Origin of the sequence: Pseudomonas sp. D1-36 (assembly GCF_051132205.1) — a bacterium.
Taxonomy (GTDB): domain Bacteria; phylum Pseudomonadota; class Gammaproteobacteria; order Pseudomonadales; family Pseudomonadaceae; genus Aquipseudomonas.
The window spans coordinates 1,268,583-1,283,873 of record NZ_CP071674.1; the positions used below are offsets into that span (position 1 = coordinate 1,268,583).

At 62.8% G+C, this 15,291-nt stretch carries 13 protein-coding genes; 5 read left to right on the plus strand and 8 right to left on the minus strand.

Translation table 11 applies throughout. The annotated features are described in order from the left end of the window. The first annotated feature begins 151 nt into the window (after positions 1 to 151). The gene (locus J3P76_RS05640; RefSeq protein WP_434701647.1) at positions 152 to 1,171 is read left to right on the plus strand and encodes an alpha/beta fold hydrolase; all 1,020 of its coding nucleotides are present in this window, start codon (positions 152 to 154) and stop codon (positions 1,169 to 1,171) included. A gap of 149 nt (positions 1,172 to 1,320) precedes the next feature. Here J3P76_RS05640 and J3P76_RS05645 read toward each other — a convergent pair whose 3' ends face one another. Beyond that, positions 1,321 to 2,202 carry a LysR substrate-binding domain-containing protein gene (locus J3P76_RS05645; RefSeq protein ID WP_434607521.1) on the minus strand — a complete coding sequence of 294 codons (882 nt, stop codon included), beginning with the start codon at positions 2,200 to 2,202 and terminating at the stop codon, positions 1,321 to 1,323. 157 nt (positions 2,203 to 2,359) lie between these two features. On the opposite strand from J3P76_RS05645, the gene J3P76_RS05650 reads away from it, so the two are divergent. Together J3P76_RS05650 and J3P76_RS05655 are read left to right on the plus strand one after the other, a co-directional pair. After that, the gene (locus tag J3P76_RS05650; protein WP_434701648.1) at positions 2,360 to 3,997 is read left to right on the plus strand and encodes a 5-guanidino-2-oxopentanoate decarboxylase; all 1,638 of its coding nucleotides are present in this window, start codon (positions 2,360 to 2,362) and stop codon (positions 3,995 to 3,997) included. Beyond that, the gene (locus J3P76_RS05655; RefSeq protein WP_434701649.1) at positions 3,994 to 5,442 is read left to right on the plus strand and encodes an aldehyde dehydrogenase family protein; all 1,449 of its coding nucleotides are present in this window, start codon (positions 3,994 to 3,996) and stop codon (positions 5,440 to 5,442) included. The genes J3P76_RS05650 and J3P76_RS05655 overlap by 4 nt, the downstream gene beginning before the upstream one ends. A 42-nt stretch (positions 5,443 to 5,484) precedes the next feature. Here J3P76_RS05655 and J3P76_RS05660 read toward each other — a convergent pair whose 3' ends face one another. After that, positions 5,485 to 6,414 carry an AraC family transcriptional regulator gene (locus J3P76_RS05660; protein WP_420765315.1) on the minus strand — a complete coding sequence of 310 codons (930 nt, stop codon included), beginning with the start codon at positions 6,412 to 6,414 and terminating at the stop codon, positions 5,485 to 5,487. A gap of 327 nt (positions 6,415 to 6,741) precedes the next feature. Here J3P76_RS05660 and J3P76_RS05665 point away from each other — a divergent pair, with 327 nt between their 5' ends. Together J3P76_RS05665 and J3P76_RS05670 are read left to right on the plus strand one after the other, a co-directional pair. Beyond that, positions 6,742 to 7,095, plus strand: coding sequence for a putative quinol monooxygenase (locus J3P76_RS05665; protein ID WP_420765314.1), 354 nt, complete (start codon positions 6,742 to 6,744; stop codon positions 7,093 to 7,095). A 41-nt stretch (positions 7,096 to 7,136) separates the two neighbouring features. Further along, complete coding sequence (locus J3P76_RS05670; protein WP_434560385.1) at positions 7,137 to 7,370, plus strand: hypothetical protein; 234 nt, start codon at positions 7,137 to 7,139, stop codon at positions 7,368 to 7,370. 43 nt (positions 7,371 to 7,413) lie between these two features. Here the strand turns inward: J3P76_RS05670 and J3P76_RS05675 are convergent, their stop codons facing one another. From J3P76_RS05675 to J3P76_RS05700, 6 genes are all read right to left on the minus strand, one after another. Continuing rightward, entirely contained in the window at positions 7,414 to 8,034 is a 621-nt protein-coding gene (locus J3P76_RS05675; protein WP_434607514.1) for a flavin reductase family protein, read from the minus strand. A gap of 129 nt (positions 8,035 to 8,163) precedes the next feature. Further along, positions 8,164 to 8,382 carry a hypothetical protein gene (locus J3P76_RS05680; protein WP_420765311.1) on the minus strand — a complete coding sequence of 73 codons (219 nt, stop codon included), beginning with the start codon at positions 8,380 to 8,382 and terminating at the stop codon, positions 8,164 to 8,166. 147 nt (positions 8,383 to 8,529) lie between these two features. Beyond that, positions 8,530 to 9,849, minus strand: a complete 1,320-nt coding sequence (locus J3P76_RS05685) for an MFS transporter (RefSeq protein WP_420765310.1) — start codon at positions 9,847 to 9,849, stop codon at positions 8,530 to 8,532. Positions 9,850 to 10,140: 291 nt separating this feature from the next. Next, entirely contained in the window at positions 10,141 to 11,286 is a 1,146-nt protein-coding gene (locus J3P76_RS05690; RefSeq protein ID WP_434701651.1) for a CfaE/CblD family pilus tip adhesin, read from the minus strand. Positions 11,287 to 11,445: 159 nt separating this feature from the next. Continuing rightward, a complete protein-coding gene (locus J3P76_RS05695; RefSeq protein WP_434701653.1) occupies positions 11,446 to 12,606 on the minus strand; it encodes a CfaE/CblD family pilus tip adhesin in 1,161 nt (386 codons plus the stop codon). After that, the gene (locus tag J3P76_RS05700) at positions 12,603 to 15,290 is read right to left on the minus strand and encodes a TcfC E-set like domain-containing protein (RefSeq protein ID WP_434701654.1); all 2,688 of its coding nucleotides are present in this window, start codon (positions 15,288 to 15,290) and stop codon (positions 12,603 to 12,605) included. Before J3P76_RS05700 ends, J3P76_RS05695 begins: the two co-directional genes overlap by 4 nt. Between the last annotated feature and the right edge of the window lies 1 nt (position 15,291).

The following is a 15,291-nucleotide window of genomic DNA, read 5'->3' on the forward strand; positions in this document are numbered from 1 at the left end:
GCGAAGCAACCGTCCTCGCTACGGTTCTTCGCGAAGCTTCAGACTACCACTCGGCAATCTTCATCAAACTGTCACGCAACTGTGGCAGCGCGCTTGAGCGAACTTCATCAGACTCGCGCTCTACTGGGGTTCTGCGTTTTGGTGTTTGTTCATGCGTGTATTCATTTTCCTGGCCGCCTTGTTGTGCGGCTTGCCGTCGTTGGCGGCTTCTCGTTGTGATGTCAATGTCGCGACCCAGCGGGTCGACCTGGATCAGGTAAGCCTGGCATACCAGAGCATCGGGCGTGCGTCCGACCCTGCGTTGCTGCTGGTGATGGGCTTGGGTGGGCAGTTGATCCATTGGCCGGATGAAGTGGTGGTGGCGTTGTGCGAACAGGGTTTTCGGGTGATCCGCTACGACAACCGGGACGTCGGTCTCTCCACTTGGCGCCAGGCGCCCGGCAGCGCCAACCTGGCATTCGAAGCGTTGCGCTACAAGCTCGGTCTGCCCGTGGCGGCGTCTTATTCGTTGACGGACATGGCCGCCGATGGCCTGGGCTTGATGGACGCCTTGCAGGTGCAAAGCTTCCATGTGTTGGGCGTCAGCATGGGCGGAATGATCGCCCAGCACATGGCCGCCATGGCGCCTCAGCGGGTCGAGAGCCTGACATTGCTCATGACCAGCTCCGGCGCCGCGGGCTTGCCGGCGCCCAGTGAAACGCTGGTGCAACTGTTGTCGCGGCGCAGTGCGCCGAATCGTGAAGTGGCGCTCGAACAGCAGGCCGACCTGCTGGCCGCGCTGGGCAGCCCGATGGTGGTCGACGATCGACAGGCTCTGCTGCACCAGGCTGCGGTGGCCTACGACCGGGCCTTCAACCCCGAGGGTGTGAAGCGCCAGATCATGGCCATCATGGCCGAGCCAAGCCGGGTGGCGCTGCTCAATCAGCTGCAAGTGCCGACCCTGGTGGTCCACGGCACGGCCGATCCGTTGCTGCCGGTGATGCATGGGGTGCATCTCGCGGCGCATATTCGCGGCAGCCGCTTGAAGCTGATCCCGGGTCTTGCCCATCGCTTTCAAGAAGCTTTCAAGGAACCATTGCTGGGGGCGGTGCTGCCCTATTTGCAGCAACACCGCGAAAACACCTCGCACTGGGCGCAGGTCGAGCCGGCGCAGGCGCCGAATGTGCTCTAACTGACACCGGGGGGTGCTTTTGTGGCGAGGGGATTTAGCGAAACGTCGCACCGCCCCGCTGGACTGCGCAGCAGGCCCAAAATTTTGGGGTCGCTTCGCAACCCAGCGGGGATAAATCCCCTCGCCACAAAAGGGCTGCAGTGGCGTTACTACCGTGCTTGAGCCTGCTCCACCAACCAGTCCATCAGCTCCCGCAACTGGCCCGACACCTGCGGCCGGCGCGGATAGACCAAGTGATAACCCAGCCCGGTCCTGACCTTCAGTTCGAACGGCATCACCAGCCGACCGGCGCTGAGGTCTTCGCCGATCAGCGACCAGTCGCCAATCGCCACGCCGGTGCCTTGGGAGGCCATGGACATCGCCAGGTCCAGGGTTTCGAAATGCTGGCCTTTGCTGACGTTGCTCAACCGCACGTCGGCCGCGGCCAGCCAGGCGTTCCAGTCGCGCTCGTCGGTGGTGGGATGCAGCAGCAGGTGTTGTTGCAGATCGAGGGGTGAATTCAACGGGACCGGACCTTCCAGCAAGGGGCGCGAGCACACCGGTGTAAGCTGTTCGTCGAACAAGTGCAGGCAGTCAAGCGAGGCGTCGGGCGGCGGGCCGTAAACCACCGCCGCGTCGAATGCCTCACGCTGGAAATCCACGCCGTGCCGGACCGTGGTGGTCAGCTCCACCGGCACGTCCGGGCGCTCTTTTTGCCATTGCAACAGGCGCGGCAGCAGCCAGCGCATCACACAGGTCGGGGCCTTGAGCTTCAGGGTCTGGCGCTTCTCGCCGATCTGCTCGACCGCCTCGCCGATCAGGCCGAACACCTGCTGCACCCGGGGCAGCCACGCCTGGCCCTCGGCGGTCAGGCTCAACCCGCGTGCCTGGCGCTGGAACAACGCATAACCCAGATGATCCTCCAGCCCTGCGATCTGCCGACTCACCGCGCCCTGGGTGATGTGCAGCTGTTCGGCGGCGCGAGTGAAGTTGCAGCACTGGGCCGTGATCAAGAAAGTATGCAACGTCGGCAGCGGTGGGAGTCGTTTCATCTGGATCCAAGCCATGACGTGAGGACATGGCTAGTATGACTTTTTATCCATTGTTGCCGCTACGGCTTGGCCGTCCAATAACGCCATTCCCTCAGAGCAAAAGCGGCCCGCAGGTGTCGTGCGGGGTCCTTTTCAAGATAACAAAAAGGCAATGGCAATGGCGACGTGCGGCGAGGTATTGGTCAAGTTACTGGAAGGCTATGGCGTGGAGCAGGTATTCGGCATTCCTGGCGTACACACCGTGGAGTTGTATCGCGGGCTGGCCCGTTCAAGCATCCGCCATGTGACGCCGCGCCATGAACAGGGCGCCGGTTTCATGGCCGACGGCTATGCCCGTGTCAGCGGCAAGCCGGGCGTGTGCTTCATCATCACCGGCCCGGGCATGACCAACATCACCACTGCCATGGGCCAGGCCTATGCCGATTCGATTCCGATGCTGGTGATCTCCAGCGTGCAGTCGCGCAGCCAGTTGGGCGGTGGGCGCGGCAAGCTGCATGAGCTGCCGAACCAGAGCGCGCTGGTGGGCGGGGTCGCGGCGTTTTCCCACACGCTGATGTCAGCCGCCGAATTGCCAGGTGTGCTGGCCCGGGCCTTTGCCTTGTTCCAGGCCGGGCGTCCGCGGCCGGTGCACATCGAGATTCCGTTGGATGTGCTCGTTGAACAAGCCGATGACCTGCTCGCCAGCACGCCAGTGAGCATCAATCGCGCCGGGGCCGCGCCCAGTGCCGTGGAGCAAATGGCAGCCTTGCTGGCGACGGCCCGGCGGCCGTTGGTGCTTGCCGGAGGGGGGGCGCTGGACGCCGGGACTGAATTGACCGAACTGGCCGAACGCCTCAGCGCCCCCGTGGCGCTGACCATCAATGCCAAGGGCCTGCTGCCGTCCCGTCATCCGTTGCTGATCGGTTCCACCCAGAGCCTGGTGGCCACCCGTGCCCTGGTGGCCGAAGCGGATGTAGTGCTGGCGATCGGCACCGAGCTGGCCGAGACCGATTACGACGTCACCTTTGCCGGCGGCTTCGAGATTCCCGGTGCGTTGTTGCGCATCGACATCGACCCCGACCAGACCGTGCGCAACTACGCGCCAAGACTGGCGCTGGTGGCCGACGCACAAAGTGCTGCGCGGGCATTGCTCGATGCGTTGAAGCGCGGCGTGTCCGGCGCGAGAGACGACAGTTGGGGAGCGATTCGTGTCGAACGGCTGCGGACCGAACTCGATCAGCAATGGGACGTCCCGACCCGCGCCCAGACGGTGTTCCTCGATACGGTATTGCAGGCCTTGCCCGACGCGGTTTTCGTTGGCGATTCCACCCAGCCGGTCTACACCGGCAACCTCACCTTCAATCCCGAACGCCCGCGCCGCTGGTTCAATTCGTCTACCGGCTACGGCACCCTCGGCTACGCGTTGCCGGCGGCCATTGGTGCCTGGCTGGGTGGTGTCGACAACGGCCATGGCCGCCCGCCCGTGGTGTGCCTGATCGGCGACGGTGGGTTGCAGTTCACCCTGCCGGAACTGGCCAGCGCGGTGGAAGCGCGCACGCCGGTGATCGTGCTGCTGTGGAATAACCAGGGCTACGAAGAGATCAAGAAATACATGGTCAACCGCGCCATCGAACCGGTGGGCGTGGACATCTACACGCCGGATTTCATCGGCGTTGCCAAAGCCCTGGGGTGCGGCGCCGAGACGATCGACGGCGTGCATTCCCTGCGCAGCGCATTGCTGGCCGCCAGTCACCGCCAGGGTCCGACGTTGCTCGAGATTGACCAGGCGCGCTGGATGGCGGAGGTGGCCGAATGAATTTCCCGACGACGCAAGACGGCCTGTACATCAACGGCGAGTGGTTGGCGGGCGATCAACCGCTGCGGGTGATCAACCCCGCGACCGAGGCGCTGCTGACCACTGTTTACGGCGGCGATGAATATGCCGTGGATCAAGCCTTGGAGGCCGCTACCCAGGCTTTCGGCCCGTGGTCGAACACCTCGGGTGCCGAGCGCGGCGCGGTGCTTCGGCGTATTGCTGCCAGCGTGCGGGATGCTCGTGAGCGGCTGATGCATTTGCAATCGAGCAACAACGGCAAACCGTTGTTCGAAGCGGCCATCGACGTCGACGACGTGGTCGCGACCTTCGAGTACTACGCCGGGTTGGCCGAAGAACTGGACGTTCGTCAGGACGGTCCGCTGGCGTTACCCAGCGATGATTTCAGCGCACGTCTACGCCGCGAACCTTGTGGGGTGGTCGGCTTGATCGTGCCGTGGAATTTCCCGATGGTCACCACCGCCTGGAAACTTGCCCCGGCCTTGGCCGCCGGCTGCTGCGTGGTGCTCAAGCCTTCGGAAGTCACGCCGCTGCCGGAGCTGGCGCTGGCCTCGATCATCGCCGAATGCGGCTTGCCCGATGGCGTGTTCAACCTGGTCTGCGGCACGGGGTTGGCGGTCGGGGCGCCGCTGGCGTCCGACCCGCGCGTGGCGAAGATTTCCTTCACCGGCAGCAACGCGGTGGGGGTGCAAGTGATGCAACGGGCGGCGGAAACCGTGAAGGGCGTGAGCCTGGAGCTGGGCGGCAAATCGTCCTTGCTGGTGCTGGCCGACGCCGACCTGGACCTGGCGGTGGAGCTGGCCTGTGGCGGCGGTTTCTTCAACGCGGAGCAGATGTGTTCGGCCACCACTCGGGTGTTGATCGCCGATGAGCTGGCCGATGAATTCATGCGACGGCTCAAGGCGCGGGCCGAGGCGATCCGCGTGGCCGATCCATTCGATCCGGACGTGGAGATGGGCTCGCTGGTCAACCAGGCGCAATACCAACGGGTGCTCGGGCACATCGATCGAGGCGTGAGCGACGGCGCAACGTTGGTGTGCGGCGGTCAACGACCTGCGCATCTGCAACGCGGCTTTTTTTTACAGCCAACGATCTTCACCGACGTGCCCCTCGACAGTGCGCTGTGGTGCGAGGAGATCTTCGGGCCGGTGTTGTGCGTGCGTCGTTTCGGCCACCCGGAAGAGGCGATTGCCCTGGCCAATGACAGCCGTTTCGGCCTGGTGGCGAGCGTGGTCAGCCGCGATGCCGAGGCGGCCGGGAAGGTCGCCGACGCCTTGCAGGCGGGGCTGGTGTGGATCAACGCACCGCAAGTGATTTTCCCCCAGGCCGCTTGGGGCGGCTACAAGCAGAGCAGCCTGGGTCGTGAATTGGGACCTTGGGGACTGGCCGCGTTCCAGGAAATCAAACACGTGATCCGGGCGGTCTGAAGGCTGCGAAGCCGAGGCGGCGAATGCCGTGCAAGTCCAGGATCAGACGGTCATCCGCAACCGCGCCAGATCCCGCAACGGCGGCGCGCCAAACAAGCGGCTGTACTCCCGGCTGAACTGCGACGGGCTTTCATACCCCACTCGATACCCCGCCGCCGACGCTTCCAGCCCTTCGGCCAGCATCAACCGTCGAGCCTCCTGCAAGCGCAATTGTTTTTGGTATTGCAATGGGCTCATGGCCGTCATGGCCTTGAAGCGGTGATGCAAGGTCGAAACGCTGAGGTTGACCTCCCGAGCGAGGTCATCGATGCGCAACGGTTGTTCGAAATGGCCGTTGAGCCATTTGATCGCCTGGCTGATGCGATGGCTCTGGCTATTGGCAATGGCGATTTCATACAACCGATAGCCTTGCGGGCTGCGTAGCAGGCGGTAAAGGATTTCCCGGCGCACCAGGGGCGCGAGCATGGCGATGTCTTTTGGCGTATCGAGCAGGCGCGTCAGGCGTAGCACCGCGTCGAGCATCGGCGTGTCCAGGCGTTCCACATACAGGCCACGGCCGGCCGGGCGAGTCGGCACGCCCAGGGGGCCGGCATCGGCGATCAGCGCGGTGATTTCCGCCGGGTCGATGTCCAGGCGCAGCGCCAGGATCGGCTGCTCGGGCGAGACGTCGGCGATGCAACCGCTCAATGGCATCGAGACCGAGACCACCAGGTAATGCAGCGGGTCATAGTTGAAAAATTCGTCCGCCAGGCGCACCTGCTTGCTGCCCTGGGCCATGATGCACAGCGCCGGTTGCGCCAGCACCGGGGCAAACTTGTGTGGCTGGCTGTGGCGCGACAGGTTCAGCGAGCCGATGGCCGTGGCGTAGCTCCCGTCCTCGCTGGTGTTGCGGTCGATGATCGAAGCCAGCTCGGCGCGCTGCTGTTCCAGGTACGTGTCCAGCGGGGCGTGGGCGTGATCGAGTGGCGACATGCCGGGATCCTCATGGCGAAGGGAGCGATAGGACAAAGCATATGTTTGTGCAAGGCATGGCGGTAGTCACATCCTGTTGAAAGCTTGCCTGATCCTGCAAGGCGGGGGGGTGAAGGGCTGTGCAGCCTGGCCGAAACTTGCTTGAAACCTTTTGTTTCAACTCCCGGCAATTCCCACCCATCAGGCACGGATGGGTGAATTCCCAGCCGCAGAATCGTGCAATGAGTCGGCAGGAATCGACTAACGAAGCTGGCGGCAGCCCGCTTAACCTTTGATCCTGTCGCAGCCTGTCCCCGGCTGCCAACGGATGACCTGGGAGGGTTGAACATGACTACACAGATCCCCGTCAGTCACATGGCTTTTGTCCGGGCCCGCGCCGGTTGCTCCAAGCCATTGGGCGCACGCCTCAGCAGCTTGATCGTACCTTCGCGCCAGGCGCCCGGTTGCCTGCACTTTGCCTTGCAACAATCGCAATGCGACGCCGATTTGTGGCTGGTGTCCGGGCTGTGGGTCAACCAACAGGCGATGGACGCTTATTTCAACTCACCGGCCATGGCGATCTTCGCCCAATTGGTGCAAGACCTGGTGGTCAGCAGCCTGGACTTCCACACCTTTCGGGAAGTGTCCGCCGCCCAGGCGACCGAAGGGTGCATGGCGAAGGTACACAAACTGGCCGGTTGAAGGTTTAATGACAGGCATTTCCCACCGCCAGGATGCGAAGTATGGCACGCAAAGCCTTTGAAACTTTTGAAGCTGTTTCCGCTGTTGTTCCCAAGGAAGGTGGCGGCTACTACGCAGCCATCGCCACCAAGGCCATCGGCAGTGCCGAGAAGCCGCGTTTCAATAAAGTGCTCGAAGAGCAGACCTTCGAGACCGCTTTCAAAGCCGATGAAGCGGCTGCCCAGCAGTTGACTCACCTCAAGGGTGTCGACGACGAAGGCGGATTGGTCTGGTAAGCAGCATTTCAAGGATTGCCACAAGTGATCTCACCGCCCATCCTTATCGCGGGCGATGCATCTTGAACAACGCCTCCGGCCCCAGCTGGAAGTAATCCGCCGGCCCGCCGCCGCGCAAGATCGGCTCGGCGGCGGCGGTGTCGTAGACGCCGTCCTTCAACAGCCACTTGGCGATGTGAACGGCGACCACTTCGCCCAGAATCAACCAGCTCGGCACAGGCGCCTTGTCCGCTCGCTGCAACTGGATGATCTGCGTGACCTTGCATTCGAAGGACACCGGGCTCTCGGCGACGCGCGGCACCTGGATGATCCGCGATGCCGCCGGCGTCAGGCCCGCTAGCTCGAATTCGTTGACCTGCGGCGCGACCATCGCGCAGCTCTGGTTCATCTGCTCGGCCAGTGGGCGCGTGGCCAGGTTCCAGGCAAATTCCCCGGTCTGTTCGATGTTGTTGAGGCTGTCTTTGCGACCGACGCTGGAGAACCCAATGATCGGCGGAACGTAGTTGAAGGCGTTGAAAAAACTGTAGGGCGCCAGGTTCAGGCGGCCTTCTGCATCTTGTGAAGAAATCCAGCCAATGGGCCGTGGGCCGACAATGGCATTGAACGGGTCGTGGGGCAGGCCATGGCCTTGGGCGGGTTCGTAGTAGTGAATGTCGTCGGGCATGAAGGATGTAGGTCCGGTGCGTGTCAGAAGGATCCGACGATAGTGCAGCGCCCTGACCCTTTTGTCAGCACCACAAAAAACCGGTGGGAGGTTGCTCGCTCCCACAGGTCTTGGTGTTGCCGGTTGGGATCAGTTGGTCGACGCCGCATCGCTAGGGTCGGAGCCGTCGGCAGCCACGGTGGGCTCGATGGCGTGGTTCTCGTCCTTCTTGGCAACGACGGCGGAACCGGCGCGCTCATGGCTGCTGGCGATGAAAGCGGCCGTGCCGGTACGCTCGAAGCCGTCGTCGGCGAACGCGCTACTGGCCAGTGCGGTGAGGGTCAGGGCGAAGATCAGTTTGGTTTTCATGGTCATACTCCAGGCATCGATAGTTGATGAGCGCAAGGGTGGAGTGCAGCCATTAAGTGGAAATTAATGTAGGAAATGACGCCGGCCCGGAACGACGAAAGGGGCGAACCCGTGCAGGTTCGCCCCTTTTTTTGTACGACTGGCCTGTCAGTCAGTCACGATCCGCGAGTGTTTACGGGTGTCCTTCATGGTGATGTACACCAGCAGCGACACGGCGATGCACGCCGTCACGTACCAGTAGTAGCCGGTCTCCATGCCGATGCTCTTGAACCACAGCGCGATGTATTCAGCGGTGCCGCCGAAGATCGATACGGTCAGTGCGTAGGGCAGGCCGACGCCCAGGGCGCGGATTTCGGTAGGGAACAGCTCGGCTTTCACCACCGCGTTGATCGAGGTGTAGCCGCTGACGATGATCAGCGCGGCCATGATCAGGAAGAACGCGCCCCACCAGGTCTCGATGGTGTGCAGGGTGGTGAGGATCGGCACGGTGAACAGCGTGCCGAGGATGCCGAAGGCAATCAGGATCGGCCGACGACCGATCTTGTCCGAGAGCCCGCCGATGACGGGTTGCAGGCACATGAACAGGAACAGCGTGGCGGCGGAAATGGTGGTGGAGTCGGAGATGCTCATGCCCACCGTGTTCACCAGGTATTTCTGCATGTAAGTGGTGTAGGTGTAGAAGGCCAGGGTGCCGCCCATGGTCAGGCCGACCACGGTCAACAGCTCCTTGGGGTGGCGCATCAGGGTGCGCATGGCGCTTTCCTTGGCCTTTTCCTTTTTGGTGAACGACTCGGTTTCTTCCATGCCGCGACGCAGGTACAGCGCAACGATTGCACACAGCGCGCCGATGGCGAACGGGATGCGCCAGCCCCAGGCGTACAGCTGCTCGGTAGTCAGCAATTGTTGCAGCACGATCAGCACGCCGAGGGCGATGAGCTGGCCGGAAATCAGCGTCACGTATTGGAAGCTGGAGAAGAAACCGCGACGTTCCTTGGTCGCCATCTCGCTCAGGTACGTTGCCGAGGTGCCGTACTCGCCACCCACCGACAGGCCCTGGAGCAAGCGGGCGAACACCAGCAGGATCGGCGCGCCGACGCCGATGGTTTCGTAACCGGGGCTCAGGGCGATGATCAGCGAGCCAAAGCACATCAAGTACACCGAGGCCATCAACGCGCGTTTGCGACCGGCGCGGTCAGCGTACAGGCCCATCAGCCAGCCACCGATCGGGCGCATCAGGAAGCCGACGGCGAAGATCGCGGCGGTGTTGAGCAACTGGGCGGTGGTGTCGCCCTTGGGGAAGAAGGCTTTGGCGAAGTACAGCGAGAACGCGGCGTAGACGTACCAGTCGTACCACTCGACCATGTTGCCGACCGAGCCACTGAAGATCGACTTGATCCGGCTGGCGGTGGTTCTTTCACGGGCGGGCGCGGCAGCCGACCCAATGGGAAGGGCGTTTGAGTTATCCATTGAAGGATCCTTCGTTTAATTGTTTTTGTGGAGCGCGTAGGAACGCAGCCTGCCAGGGCTATAGCAGGAGCTGTGCCAGGTGGAAGAAGGCCGGTCTAGAGGGGATGTGGCTGTTTAGTGAGCGGAAATCCGCTTATTGCAGCCAGAGGTGTGGGCGGGGATCCGCTTATCAACAAGAAATGGGTTGGCTTCATCGCGAGCAGGCTCGCTCCCACATTCGCCCGGTATCCACAAATCCAGTGTGGGAGCGAGCCTGCTCGCGATGAGGCCAGTCCAGACACCACCGATGCCTCAGGGCGAAGAGGTTGAGGGCGTAAATTCCAACTTCAGCTCCCCCCGGTACTGCCCGGAGTTCTTGTCGATCTGATTGAACGGCGGCGTGTCCAAGGTGATGGGCCAGGGCGTACACACCACCGGATACGGCACATTGGGCAGCTTCACGGCGCGGATGTCCGCATTGTTGATGCCGTTGAAGGTCACCGGTTGCCCGGACACATGCTGCGTCTCGCCGAGGTTGGCGGTACGGGTGCGCACCGTGTATTCGATGCGGTCACGCTCGCCGCTGCCGCCGGACGCGTGGCGGACGAAGAAGCGGCCCTCCATGCCGGGCACGGGGTTGGTGCCGGTGACACGGATTTCATAACTCTGGCTGTTGGCGTTGTAGCCGTCGTAGAGGCATGCATCGACCGCGGACCGCCCGGAGACGATACCGCCCGGGGCAGTGCTCAACGGGCGAGTGCGCAGGTTGAGGTCCACCTGCGGCGTGCTGATGCCGTAGGCGGGCAGGTAGATCTGCATGTTGTCGCGGTCGGTGACGTCCAGCTTGAAGTCGACGGTGAAGGTTCTGGCGGCGCCAATCGGCTCCGAGTAATAGCGCTTGAGCTTGATGATCAACTTCGCCGACCAAATACCACCTGAAGGTAGCTTGGCGAGTTCCGATTGCGGAATCCAGACAGTCGACGCGGTGCCCGTGGTTCTGACCTCGTCGCACCAGCCTGACCCGGTTGCGTTCAGTACGTAGTCCTTCTCCCAGATCCCGCAACTGCTGTTCAGCGCATGCATGCGGGTGACGTAACCCTTGACCGACAAGACAGTCGACAGGCCGCTACGTCTCTCGGTAAACCGCAGCGGAATGTCTGTGATGCCATACCTCCCTGTATCGCCTCTGGTCTGACACTGGCCGTTGGCTGGGTTCGTATCGGACAAACAAACGAAGTGCATGGTCGTATAGCCTGCGCCAGGCAAATCTTGCTCTTTCCAGCCATGGACCATTCGGGTCCAAAGGTAGTGATCGGCCGGTGGCGCCGAACGGTCAAAGTTGAGTATCACGGACTGATGATGGTCGCTGGGGATGCTGTCCCCAAGCGTCGGCAATGCGGTGGCTGCAACGATGAGCGCGCTCAGCCGGTGGGCCCAACGGATAAAGAATGTGTTCATTGCGGGTTCTAATGACTGCATTTTTTGAATGGGAAAAAAATCGGCGGCTCCACCGGCCCCATCGCGAGCAGGCTCGCTCCCACATTCGCCCGGTATCCACAAATTCAGTGTGGGAGCGAGCCTGCTCGCGATGAGGCCAGTCCAGACACCACCGATGCCTCAGGGCGAAGAGGTTGAGGGCGTAAACTCCAACTTCAGCTCCCCCCGGTACTGCCCGGTGTTCTTGTCGATCTGATTGAACGGCGGCGTGTCCAAGGTGATGGGCCAGGGCGTACACACCACTGGATACGGCACATTGGGCAGCTTCACGGCGCGGATTTCCGCATTGTTGATGCCGTTGAAACTCACCGGTTGCCCGGACACATGCTGCGTCTCCCCCAGGTTGGCGGTACGGGTGCGGACCGTGTATTCGATGCGGTTGCGCTCGCCGCTGCCGCCGGACGTGTGGTGCACGAAGAAGCGACCCTCCATGCCGGGCACGGGGGTGGTGCCGGTGACTCGAATCTCATAGCTTTGGCTGTTGGCGTTGTAGCCGTCGTACAGACACGCATCGACCACGGACCGCCCGGAGACGATACCGCCCGGGGCGGTACTCAACGGGCGGGTGCGCAGGTTGAGGTCCACCTGTGGAGTAGTCATGCCGTAGGCGGGCAGGTAGATCTGCATGTTGTCGCGGTCGGTGACATCGAGCTTGAAGTCGACGGTGTAGGTATAGGCTCTTTCGATCGGCTGTGAAGCATACATCTTGAGTCTCAAGATCATCTTCGCCGTCCAGATACCGCCGGTGGGTAACTTGGCGAATTCCGACTGAGGAATCCAGAGTGTTGATCCTGTTCCCTCCGATCGGCGGGTGATATCTTCCTCTTCCTGATTGCAATAAGCAGCGCCGTTGGTAGTCAATACGAATATCCTTCCATCCCAGCTCCCATTGCAAAGATTGTTCGGATACTTGCGGTAGAGTTGGCCTTTGACAACGAGTACGTAGCTCAGGCCGCTGCGCCGTTCGGTGAAGCGCAGCGGTATGCTGGTCGTACCGAGCCGTCCAGCTGTCGTCGTTGAGCACTGGCCGTTTGCCGGGTCCGTGTTGGACAGGCAAACAAAGTGCATGTTGGTATAACCGGCCCCCGGTTTGTGTTGTGCGCTCCAGCCATGGATCATTTTTTCCCAAAGGTAATACGTTGGATTCGGCGTTGAACGGTCGAACTCGAGAACGACGGACTGGTAGTAGTCGCTGGGATGAATGTCTGCGAAGGCTGGCAGTGCGGTGACCGCAGCGATGAACGCGATCAGGCGCCGCCCCCAATGTATGGCTCCGCTCATGGCTGGCTCCTCTTATCTAGTGACAACGCGGCACTGCGACGCGCGGTCCAGCGTCCCAGGCGGTCGGGGTCGTTCAGGTCCTTGGGCAAGGCATCCAGGGTGGTGCTTTCGCAGGTCAGCGTGCCGACCCGCCGCAGGCTGCTCTGGGCGGCGCGGGTCTGTACGGTGCAGGCGTGTACGCCGTTGAGGTCCAGGGCGAACAAGGGATCGGGGTGGTGATTGAGGTCGACGACGAAGCTGCCGTCCTCGCCGGTTTCCATCATCGATGCATTGAGGATCGCGGCCTGGGCCAAGGGCTCTCCCCGAGCATCCACCAGGCGGCCGACGTAGGTATAACTGAGGGTGGACTCGATCCGTTGCACGGCCAGCTTGCCCGGTGGCAGGAACCACTCGCGGTTGCCGTTGCCGACGTTCACCGTGCTGAGGTTCTGGCGCGAGGCATCGGCGTCGCTGATGCGGGTGTGGGTGGCTTCGAAACCATTGACCGGGATCAGCCGCTTCTCACCGAAGCCGATGCTGGTCTGGGCGCCGTAGCCGCCGCTGACCTTGGCCGCCGCGCCCGTGGCATTTTCCACCGGCGCGGCGATGATGCCCACCGCCGCGCCGGGGCCTGTGCCGCCCTGGCCTTGACCCCAGAAGAAGCCGTCGCGGCCCAGGGCCAGGGACGAAGAATGGTTGCCGCTGAATCCAGGTCGCGAGTCTTGTTGGTCGCCGCCACGCTGGGCCACCGTCAGGCTGGTCTCGCCCCAGTTGCGCTCGATACGCCCGCCCAGCTCGGCGTCCCAGCGGCCCAGGTCATCGTAGCCAACGCCGGTGTTCACTTCGTTCCTGCCCTGTTCGCCGTCCCAGGCGCGGGTATGGCCCAGGCTCGTGCGCAGGCTGTCGGGGGCGTTCTGCTCGCGGCGCGCGTCCAGGCTGATGTTGCTCTGGCGGTAGCCGCCGGTGGGCGAGCGTTCGTTGTGGGACAGGCTCAGGCTCAGGTACAGGCCATGATCGGTCTCGCGGTTGCCGCTTGCATTGCGGAACGCGCCGACGCGATGGATGAGCTGGAACGGTCCCAGGGCATGGCCTCGGGAAAAACCGACCTGGAAGGTCCGGGCCCATGTCGAGGTGGTCAGGTCGCGGGTCGGGTCGTCTTCTTCGGGAAAGTCGTTCCAGTAGGAAAACGGATTCACCTGGGCGTAGCGGTTGTAGTTGTAGCCGGCACTGAGGGTGCCACCGGCCAGCGGCAACGAGGCGCTGGCGGTCAATGATTCGTTGCAGCCGCTCTGCTGGTAGGCGCGGGTGGTGCGCTCGCAGGATGGGCTCTTCAGCGAGTAGCGGTACACACTCCAGGAGATCCCGTGGGTAAAGGTCATTTGTTGGCTGTTGCCGCTCGCGCCGTCGTTGCCGCGCAACAGGGCGCCGGACAACGACCAACTGCTGGCGCCCAGCGTGCCGGCCCAGTCCAGGCGGCTTTCGTTGTAGAACGCCGAGTCCAGCCAGGTGATCGCGCTGGTGAGCGCCAGGTCATCGCGCAACGGAATGCGCAGGCCGGTCTGGGCCACGCCGGAAGGGTCTTGTTCGTACAGTGAATGCTCCGCCGTGCGTCCGCCTTGCAGGAACCATTGCACGGTGTCGTCACCCAGGCCATTGCCGTCGGTACGGCTGAAAGGCACGGTTTCGGTACGGGTCACCTGACCGTTTTCGATCACCCGCAAGGTCACCGGATAGCTGCCGTTGGGGAAGGTCCGGGTGTCGACATTCTGCACGCCGGCATCCAGGTAGGACGTCGACAACAGCTCCTCGCCACGGAACGCATCGACGCGCGAGCGTTGGGTCAGGATCAGCGAGATGGGCGTGCCTTGGCCGACGACCTCGCGGTTGAGGTAGGCCAGGGTAGTGCCGACTCGGGCACCGTCGATTCGCCCCAGGGGCAACAGGCTGAAGCTGAAGTTGCCGCCCTCGGCGCTGGACAGGTTGCTCATGTCCATGCGCCCGGCCTGGGCGTAGTGTTCGCGCTCGAAATCCTGGCGGTAGTAGGCGTTGTTGAATTCCAGGCTGCTGTCGCTGCCGCGCTTGTTCTGGTAGGCCTGGTAGTTCCAGGTAAAGCCAAAATGGCTGCTTTCACCCAGGCCTACCGCGCCCAGGCCGCTGGCGCCCAGAGCGCGGTAACTGTCGGCCTGGGCGATATTGATGTTCTGTCGATGGACCAAGGCGTTCGCGGCCTCGGTCGGAGTGTGCAGGCGCAGCGCCGCCGTATCGCTGGCCGGCAGCCAATCCTTGCGCATGAGTATTTGCAGGCGCGCGCCGGCCTCGTCGAGAATCACTGCCACCGCGTCGGTGTCCAGGTAACCGCAGCTCGCTTCGCTGGCCAGGCCGTAGGAGCACGCCAACTGGCTGTTGCTGGGCAACGGTTCGGACAGCAGCGGCAGCAACTCTTCGGATGACGCCGATGCCCCTGCCTCGATCAGCAGGGCTGCGATTCGCTCGGGTTGTTGGAATTCGATACGGCCGGGGCGCACCACGACAGGGTGCAGGCCGAGGTTGCGGTTGAGCAGTTGAAGTTCGAGTTGTTCCACCTGACCCTCGACCAGGGCCTCGAAACCGGCCGGCACCTGGGGCAGATCGGTGGACGCGACCGATACGGCATCGGCCAGCGCCCAGGTCAGGGAGATGGAGAGTGCGGTGAAGTGGCGTTTCATA

What these genes read in the sequence shown, in the direction of transcription:
- J3P76_RS05645 (WP_434607521.1), bottom strand. Translation starts at nt 2,202, where the DNA reads ATGAAACGACTCCCACCGCTGCCGACGTTGCATACTTTCTTGATCACG.
- J3P76_RS05670 (WP_434560385.1), top strand. Translation starts at nt 7,137, where the DNA reads ATGGCACGCAAAGCCTTTGAAACTTTTGAAGCTGTTTCCGCTGTTGTT.
- J3P76_RS05665 (WP_420765314.1), top strand. Translation starts at nt 6,742, where the DNA reads ATGACTACACAGATCCCCGTCAGTCACATGGCTTTTGTCCGGGCCCGC.
- J3P76_RS05655 (WP_434701649.1), top strand. Translation starts at nt 3,994, where the DNA reads ATGAATTTCCCGACGACGCAAGACGGCCTGTACATCAACGGCGAGTGG.
- J3P76_RS05660 (WP_420765315.1), bottom strand. Translation starts at nt 6,414, where the DNA reads ATGTCGCCACTCGATCACGCCCACGCCCCGCTGGACACGTACCTGGAA.
- J3P76_RS05685 (WP_420765310.1), bottom strand. Translation starts at nt 9,849, where the DNA reads ATGGATAACTCAAACGCCCTTCCCATTGGGTCGGCTGCCGCGCCCGCC.
- J3P76_RS05675 (WP_434607514.1), bottom strand. Translation starts at nt 8,034, where the DNA reads ATGCCCGACGACATTCACTACTACGAACCCGCCCAAGGCCATGGCCTG.
- J3P76_RS05700 (WP_434701654.1), bottom strand. Translation starts at nt 15,290, where the DNA reads ATGAAACGCCACTTCACCGCACTCTCCATCTCCCTGACCTGGGCGCTG.
- J3P76_RS05640 (WP_434701647.1), top strand. Translation starts at nt 152, where the DNA reads ATGCGTGTATTCATTTTCCTGGCCGCCTTGTTGTGCGGCTTGCCGTCG.
- J3P76_RS05680 (WP_420765311.1), bottom strand. Translation starts at nt 8,382, where the DNA reads ATGAAAACCAAACTGATCTTCGCCCTGACCCTCACCGCACTGGCCAGT.
- J3P76_RS05695 (WP_434701653.1), bottom strand. Translation starts at nt 12,606, where the DNA reads ATGAGCGGAGCCATACATTGGGGGCGGCGCCTGATCGCGTTCATCGCT.
- J3P76_RS05690 (WP_434701651.1), bottom strand. Translation starts at nt 11,286, where the DNA reads ATGAACACATTCTTTATCCGTTGGGCCCACCGGCTGAGCGCGCTCATC.
- J3P76_RS05650 (WP_434701648.1), top strand. Translation starts at nt 2,360, where the DNA reads ATGGCGACGTGCGGCGAGGTATTGGTCAAGTTACTGGAAGGCTATGGC.